The 6,984-nt window shown below is 49.9% G+C and carries 6 protein-coding genes; 3 read left to right on the plus strand and 3 right to left on the minus strand.

Annotated elements, in window-relative coordinates; all coding sequences use genetic code 11:
* Positions 1 to 88: 88 nt before the first annotated feature.
* Complete coding sequence (locus AZ66_RS08230) at positions 89 to 709, minus strand: flavin reductase family protein (protein ID WP_044354392.1); 621 nt, start codon at positions 707 to 709, stop codon at positions 89 to 91.
* Between the two features lie 109 nt (positions 710 to 818).
* On the opposite strand from AZ66_RS08230, the gene AZ66_RS08235 reads away from it, so the two are divergent.
* Positions 819 to 1,529 (plus strand): ArsR/SmtB family transcription factor, encoded by a 711-nt coding sequence (locus AZ66_RS08235; RefSeq protein ID WP_044354393.1) that lies wholly within the window; start codon positions 819 to 821, stop codon positions 1,527 to 1,529.
* A gap of 89 nt (positions 1,530 to 1,618) precedes the next feature.
* On the opposite strand, the gene AZ66_RS08240 is transcribed toward AZ66_RS08235, so the two are convergent.
* Entirely contained in the window at positions 1,619 to 2,347 is a 729-nt protein-coding gene (locus tag AZ66_RS08240; protein WP_044354394.1) for an SDR family oxidoreductase, read from the minus strand.
* A gap of 186 nt (positions 2,348 to 2,533) precedes the next feature.
* On the opposite strand from AZ66_RS08240, the gene AZ66_RS08245 reads away from it, so the two are divergent.
* Positions 2,534 to 2,899, plus strand: coding sequence for a winged helix-turn-helix transcriptional regulator (locus AZ66_RS08245; RefSeq protein ID WP_044354395.1), 366 nt, complete (start codon positions 2,534 to 2,536; stop codon positions 2,897 to 2,899).
* A 225-nt stretch (positions 2,900 to 3,124) separates the two neighbouring features.
* Here AZ66_RS08245 and acnA read toward each other — a convergent pair whose 3' ends face one another.
* Positions 3,125 to 5,848 (minus strand): aconitate hydratase AcnA, encoded by a 2,724-nt coding sequence (gene acnA, locus AZ66_RS08250; protein WP_044354396.1) that lies wholly within the window; start codon positions 5,846 to 5,848, stop codon positions 3,125 to 3,127.
* A 413-nt stretch (positions 5,849 to 6,261) separates the two neighbouring features.
* Here acnA and AZ66_RS08255 point away from each other — a divergent pair.
* On the plus strand, positions 6,262 to 6,984 hold a 723-nt coding region (locus AZ66_RS08255; RefSeq protein ID WP_044354397.1), incomplete at its 3' end, for an amidase domain-containing protein.

Here is a 6,984-nt window from a genome sequence, read left to right on the forward strand (position 1 = left end):
TTTTCATAGACTTATTTGACTTGGAATGATAGGCTCGCTGACCGGAAAGAGGATTGTTTCTCTCCAGTACAGCGGCTTTTTTATTGCTTTATGTTTCTGCTCGGTATGTCTTGCCCAACTCGGCACTCAATCCGAAGTAATGGCGGAAGTTATAAATCAGAGGGCTCCATTTCCGAGGGTCGATATGATTATCGTCGACGAGGATATCCTGGTGGGCATGCACTTGGATAGCTTCCGTCTCGACAATTGCCATAAACGAAGTATGCTCGGGGATACGAATATGTCTCACCTGTGCTTCGATTTGAATGGGGCACTCTGCAATGCGAGTAGGCTGTACGGCAACCGACTCAATTGGTGTCAGATTACCCGCTTCGTACTTATTCTTATTATAAGAAAAACCTAACGGCAGCTTCCATTCAGGAACCTGCTGCTTTCCTGTGTAAGGAGCCAGCTTTTCGACATTTCCCCACAGATCAGAACTTGGCACATTGATGACGCATTCTTGATGACGCTGCAGATTTTCAATCGTTTTGCTACCCAGTCCGATTCCAAGCACGATGCATTGCCCTAACGCCCAAGAGGAGGACAGGGGACTTATATTGACAGTTCCATCCTCATTTAAGGTACTTAATAAAATTACGGGTGTCCCGTAATAAAGGATTTTTGGTTGAATCGATTTTGTTGTGAATTTTTTCTTTGTCGTCTCCATAGGTGCTGCCTCCTGTTATGTAGGTGCTAGATTCCTTTTGCCTCATTGTAATACGTAAATAATTCCATTATCATCGAAGTATGGATTACAAATGGGGAGGGACATTGGGATGTCCAGAAAATCAAATCCGAATGCAGCCGTAATTGCTTCGCTTGTCAGCGATTGTTCTCGTGCCGCCATGCTGACGGTTTTATTGGATGGTCGCTTTCATCCGGCGAGCGAGTTGGCTTCAATGGCGAACATCAAGCCGCAGACAGCTAGCTTTCATCTCTCCAAAATGATTGAGGCGGGCGTCATAATGATGGAGAAGCAGGGACGCCACCGCTATTATGGCATTCGGGATCAGGAGGTAGCGCGTGTTATGGAAACCTTACTATCTATCGCGCCTCCGGTTCCGATTAGCTCGTTGAAGCAGCATACTGAGGATAAGAAGCTTCGCTTTGCACGTACCTGCTATGATCATTTGGCTGGATACGCCGGTGTTCAGATGACAGAGTCGCTTATACGGATGGAAATGATGGAGGATGACGGAGAGGCTTTTCGGATTACGGAAAAGGGAGAGGCTTTTTTCGCAGAGTTACAAATTGATCTTACAGGAACAAAGAAAAAGCGTCGTGCCTATATTCTAAAATGCTTGGATTGGAGCGAGCGTCGCCACCATCTGGCAGGAGCATTAGGCAACGCGTTATTGGAAAGAATGCTGGAGCTGGGCTGGATGAAGCGGCTGCCGGATACGAGAGCTATTCATATAACGGAGGCGGGGATAGCAGGCTTGAAAGAAACGTTCGAAATCGACCTAACGATCCTTGCGGAGTTGTGATGTGAACAGCTCTCCATACAGAATGGACTTGATGGGACAGCCAGTTATGTGTGGAGAGCGTGTCACTGCCGTAATATGACTTGCCTAGGTTAGCGTAGAAGGTAACCTCCATCAGGATACAGCGTGCTTCCTGTTGTATAGCCGTTTGTCATTAAGTAGATAACCGTATGCGCGGCTTCTTCGACGTCTCCTACCCTGCCGAGAAGGTTAAGGGTTGCAGATTGATCATAGGCCTGCTCTCGTAGGGCCTGTTCTGCACCCTCCCAGTTGAAAGGCGTTCGAACTGTCCCCGGAGAGATGACATTCACGCGAATGGGTGCTAGCTCTACGGCTAAGGCTTTGCCAAGACTTTCGATGGCTCCATTGCAAGCGGCGTATGATGCGCCGTCAGCAAGCGGGCGTTGACTGAATGCACCTGACATCAGCACGATGGAGCCGCTGCGGTTCAAGTACGGCAGCGCATATTTAACCGCATGGTATTGCGGCCAGAACTTGGCGTCGAAGCAGCTGCGAGCTACTTCAAGCGTCGATGTAATTGGGCCGCGAACATATGAAGCACCAGGCGTAAATAGATGATCGAATGCGCCTACCGTTTCGAAGAAGCGCTCGAGTTGAGCTTCATCGCGATTATCCAATGTATAAGTCTCTGTCACATCTGTCCCTAACAACTGACGGGCTTGTTCCAATTTATCCGCCGAACGGCTGGCGAGCACGACGGAAGCTCCATGCTCAACGGCTTGCTTGGCCGTCTCCAAGCCAATTCCTGAGCTGCCTCCAATAATGACAACACGTTGCTTGCGTAATGAAATCGTAGACATAGTTCCTGACTCCTCTCACTTGTAATTCGACGTTATTATGGAACAAGTAGAGAAGGGTGCCAAGTAGACACTTTCATCGTACTTAGTACGAAAAATCGTACTTTTTGACAGGGTAAGGAGTCGGACAGGCAGGACATTTATTTAAAAAATATAGGAGAACATATCCCTTGCGAGGTGAATGAAGCGATGGATTTGCGGGAGCCGCGATTGCTTGGCGTGATGACGACGCTTGAGCGAATCGGAGGTAAGTGGAAGCCTCTCATTCTATTTATTCTAGTAATCAATGGCACGCAGCGCTTTGGGGAATTGCGGCGGATCATTCCAGAAGTCACCCAAGGCACGCTGGCCAAGCAGCTGCGGGAACTGGAACAAGATCAGCTTATTGAGCGGATCGTCTATCCGGAGGTGCCGCCTCGGGTGGAATACCGTCTCTCGGAGCATGGACAATCCTTGGTTACTGTTCTCGACAGTATGTGCAGCTGGGGGAGAGAACATTTGAAGTTCGTCCAAAGCCAACAGCTGGATGAAGGAGGGGAAAGGGGCCAAGGTTGATGGTGGGGCTGAGTCAGAGGCAGCAACAGTAACAGTAACAGAGTCTGAGGATTCAGCTAGCCTAATACCTGTTCTGGCCATACATAACGTACAGGTACTCCTCTTTTTTATACACTTATAAAAAAGCCCCCTTATGCTTTATTGGAGGAACACACTAGGTGTCCAACCAATATCGTCGATAAGGGGGCTCTTCAATTTACCATGTTGGGCCAAACTTAATTATTATTACGCGTGCGAGCGCTCTTGAGCGATCATTTGGCGAAGAACCGTTTGCAGGATGCCGCCGTTATGGTAGTAGTCGACGTCGACCATGCTGTCGAGACGAACTGTTACCGGGAATTCGAATTGCGTACCGTCTTCGCGAGTTGCCACAACTTGCAGAGATTGACCTGGCTCCACGTTGTTGGACAAGCCTACGATGCTGAATGTTTCCGTTCCAGTCAAGGCGAGTGTCTGCCAGCTGTTGCCGTCTTGGAATTGAAGCGGCAGAACGCCCATGCCGACCAGGTTGGAACGGTGGATACGTTCGAAGCTTTCTGCGATAACAGCTTTTGCACCAAGCAGGTAAGTACCCTTCGCAGCCCAGTCGCGGGAGCTTCCTGTACCGTATTCTTTACCAGCGATTACGATCAGGTTCGTACCGTCTGCTTGATACTTCATGGAAGCATCATAGATGGACATCACTTCATCCGTAGGCAAGTACTTCGTTACGCCGCCTTCTGTGCCTGGCGCGATTTGATTGCGGATACGGATATTCGCGAATGTACCGCGCATCATGACCTCGTGGTTGCCGCGGCGGGAACCGTAGGAGTTGAAGTCCTGACGAGTTACGCCATTATCGATCAAGTATTGTCCAGCAGGGCTGTCGACCTTAATATTACCGGCTGGCGAGATATGGTCAGTCGTTACGGAATCGCCGAGCAGCGCTAATACCTTCGCGTCACGGATATCTGCAATATCGTTCAAATCAGAACCAAGGTTCGAGAAGAACGGAGGATTCTGAATGTACGTGGACTTCTCATCCCACTCGTACAACTCGCCTTCTGGAACCGGAATGGAGTTCCAACGTTCGTTTTGAGTAAATACATTTTCGTATTTATCACGGAACATATCCGGTGTAATCGCTTGGGCAACAGCTTCCTTGATCTCTTCGGATGTTGGCCAGATGTCCTTCAAGAATACAGGTTCATTGTTGCTGTCATAGCCAAGCGGCTCGTTCGCAAGGTCAATGTTGACTGTACCCGCAAGTGCGTACGCCACAACGAGTGGAGGAGAAGCAAGATAGTTCGCCTTCACCTGTGCATGGACACGGCCTTCGAAGTTGCGGTTACCGGACAAGACAGCGGCAACGGTCATATCCTCATCTGCGATTGCCTTGCTAACTTCGTCAGGAAGCGGACCGGAGTTGCCAATACATGTTGCGCAGCCGTAGCCGGCAACATGGAAGCCGAGCGCTTCCAGCGGCTCGATCAAGCCGGATTTGTTCAAATATTCAGTAACGACCAGGGAACCAGGCGTCAAGCTGCTCTTCACGTAAGCAGGCTTCTTCAAGCCGCGCTCTACCGCTTTCTTCGCAACTAGACCTGCACCGATCATTACGCTAGGGTTGGATGTATTCGTACAGCTAGTGATAGCCGCGATTACGACAGCACCTGTCTTCAGCTGTGTTGTCTCACCGTTCGGATGAGTAACCGCAACTTGCTGTTCGATCTTCTCGTCGCTTAGTCCATATCCGCCCTTATCGATCGGCGTGCGCACGATATCAAGGAAGGATTGCTTCATGTTTGTCAGCTCCACACGGTCTTGCGGACGCTTTGGACCAGCCAAGCTTGGTACGATCGAGGCAAGATCCAATTCAATGACATCTGTGAATGCTGGATCCTCGGTATCCTCCGTGCGGAATAAGCCTTGGGCTGTATAATAAGCCTTCACGAGCTTGATTTGCTCTTCGGAGCGGCCAGTCAAACTCATGTAGTTCAATGTCTCTTGATCAACAGGGAAGAAGCCGATCGTTGCTCCGTATTCTGGAGCCATGTTCGCTACAGTTGCACGGTCAGCCAAGCTGATGTTCCCAAGGCCTGGACCGAAGAATTCAACGAACTTGCCGACTACGCCCTTCTTGCGCAGCATTTGGGTAACTGTCAGTGCAAGGTCAGTCGCCGTAGCGCCTTCCGCCAAGCTGCCTGTCAGCTTGAAGCCGATAACCTCTGGTGTAACGAAGTAGAGCGGCTGTCCGAGCATGCCTGCTTCTGCTTCAATACCGCCAACGCCCCAGCCTACAACGCCAAGACCATTGATCATCGTCGTATGCGAGTCTGTACCAACGAGCGAGTCAGGATATACTTCAGTAACGCCGTCAACCTGCTTCGTAGCCGCTACGGAAGCGAGGTATTCCAAGTTCACTTGGTGAACGATACCTGTTGCAGGTGGTACCGCACGGAAGTTGTCGAACGCCGTTTGCGCCCAGCGAAGGAAGCGGTAACGCTCTTCATTGCGCTCAAATTCCACGTTCATGTTATATTCGAGTGCATCCTTGGTACCGAATGCATCAACCATGACAGAGTGGTCAATAACGAGATCGACCGGAACAAGCGGATTAATTTGCTTCGGATCTCCACCGGCTTTTTTCACCGTATCCCGCATCGCTGCCAGATCGACAACAACGGGTACGCCCGTGAAGTCCTGAAGCACGATACGTGCTGGAATGAATGGAATCTCTTTATTCTCATCACGGCCATTCGCCCAATTGGCGATCTGGTTAACGTGATCCTTCGTAATGGCGCGGCCGTCGAATTGACGCAGGGCTGCTTCAAGCAGCACCTTGATCGAAAATGGAAGGCGGGAAATATCGTTGCCTTGCGCCTCGAACGCTTCCAAGCTGTAATAGCGATAGGAATGATTGCCGACGGTTAACTCGCGTGCTGTAGAAAAAGCATCTGTTCTTGCCATAGAGAAACCTCCTTCTTGGTTCTGTGTTCATCTCTTGCTTGGTGATGCATCTGATTCACGTGTGCTGGCAGGTATGCAGGTAGTTAATTTTTTCTATTAGTTCCACTAGATGAAACGTTATTTCATAATTGATTCACATCTCCAGTATAGCGTGTTCCCGTATGAGCGTAAAGAGGTTTTTCTGCATAAAAATGCCTAAATGTACGTGCTTTTCGCACATATTTGTGATGTCTGGTCGTTTGTTCGATAAAGAGCAGATTCGTAGCCCTAAGCACACAATTGATAACCGTGCTTCCCAAGGTCATTCCACAGGACATGAGCGATGTGGATGACGCATATATATGGTAGCAATATTCCGCGGCTTTCAAGGACGGTTGTCCGCCGGAGGCGCGCCCGTACAAGGAGGCAGTAGCATGCGGCAAGATTGGAAAAATACGCTGTATCTCTATGTAGATCAGCACAATCGCTCAGAAGTGGATGATCGGAATTATGCGGTTCAGGCACCTATCGAGGATATGGAGTATGTTATGAAGGCCAGCGAGCGGGCCAGAAGATTGAAATTGTGGTATCGCGAACGCGGAACAACACCGCTTAAGAGCGAGACAAAGGCTAAAATCGTACGGAAGCATGAAGGCGATGGAGAAGTGGCTGTCGACGTAGAGTTCCACGTCCAGCGCGAATATGACCAGCAGGGTGTGTCCTTGTTCGATGAGCGAATTGACATCGAGCGATTGACACTGAACCGAGACGGTGACAGCTGGATTATTACACGAGTAGAAACACCGGCCCATGAGCGTCATGGCAGCAAGCTGGATGACGAGAATCATGCGGCGCAGCATTATGCTGAGAGGCAGAACCGCTCGATGCCCCTATTGAATTATGATGTGCTAGGCATGAATATGCGGCCGCAGAAGTCTTCCCCCTATCGGCGGGAGAGAGCGGTACAATATGCAGAACAATGGTGGAACGAGCCTAATCCCCGTTTTCTGTCGTTTGAGGTCGATTGCACCAATTATGTCTCCCAATGTCTCTTTGCAGGGGGGGTGCCTATGAACTATACTGGTAGAAGAGAAACGGGCTGGTGGTATAAAGGAATGGTCAACGGTCAGGAGAACTGGAGCTACAGCTGGGCGGTC

It is taken from the genome of Paenibacillus sp. E194 (assembly GCF_000935845.1).
Classification (GTDB): Bacteria; Bacillota; Bacilli; order Paenibacillales; family Paenibacillaceae; genus Paenibacillus_B; species Paenibacillus_B alvei_B.

Bases quoted from the DNA above. Each gene is read 5' to 3' on its own strand.
- AZ66_RS08230 (WP_044354392.1), bottom strand. From the start codon at position 709: ATGGAGACGACAAAGAAAAAATTCACAACAAAATCGATTCAACCAAAA.
- AZ66_RS08235 (WP_044354393.1), top strand. From the start codon at position 819: ATGTCCAGAAAATCAAATCCGAATGCAGCCGTAATTGCTTCGCTTGTC.
- AZ66_RS08240 (WP_044354394.1), bottom strand. From the start codon at position 2,347: ATGTCTACGATTTCATTACGCAAGCAACGTGTTGTCATTATTGGAGGC.
- AZ66_RS08245 (WP_044354395.1), top strand. From the start codon at position 2,534: ATGGATTTGCGGGAGCCGCGATTGCTTGGCGTGATGACGACGCTTGAG.
- acnA (WP_044354396.1), bottom strand. From the start codon at position 5,848: ATGGCAAGAACAGATGCTTTTTCTACAGCACGCGAGTTAACCGTCGGC.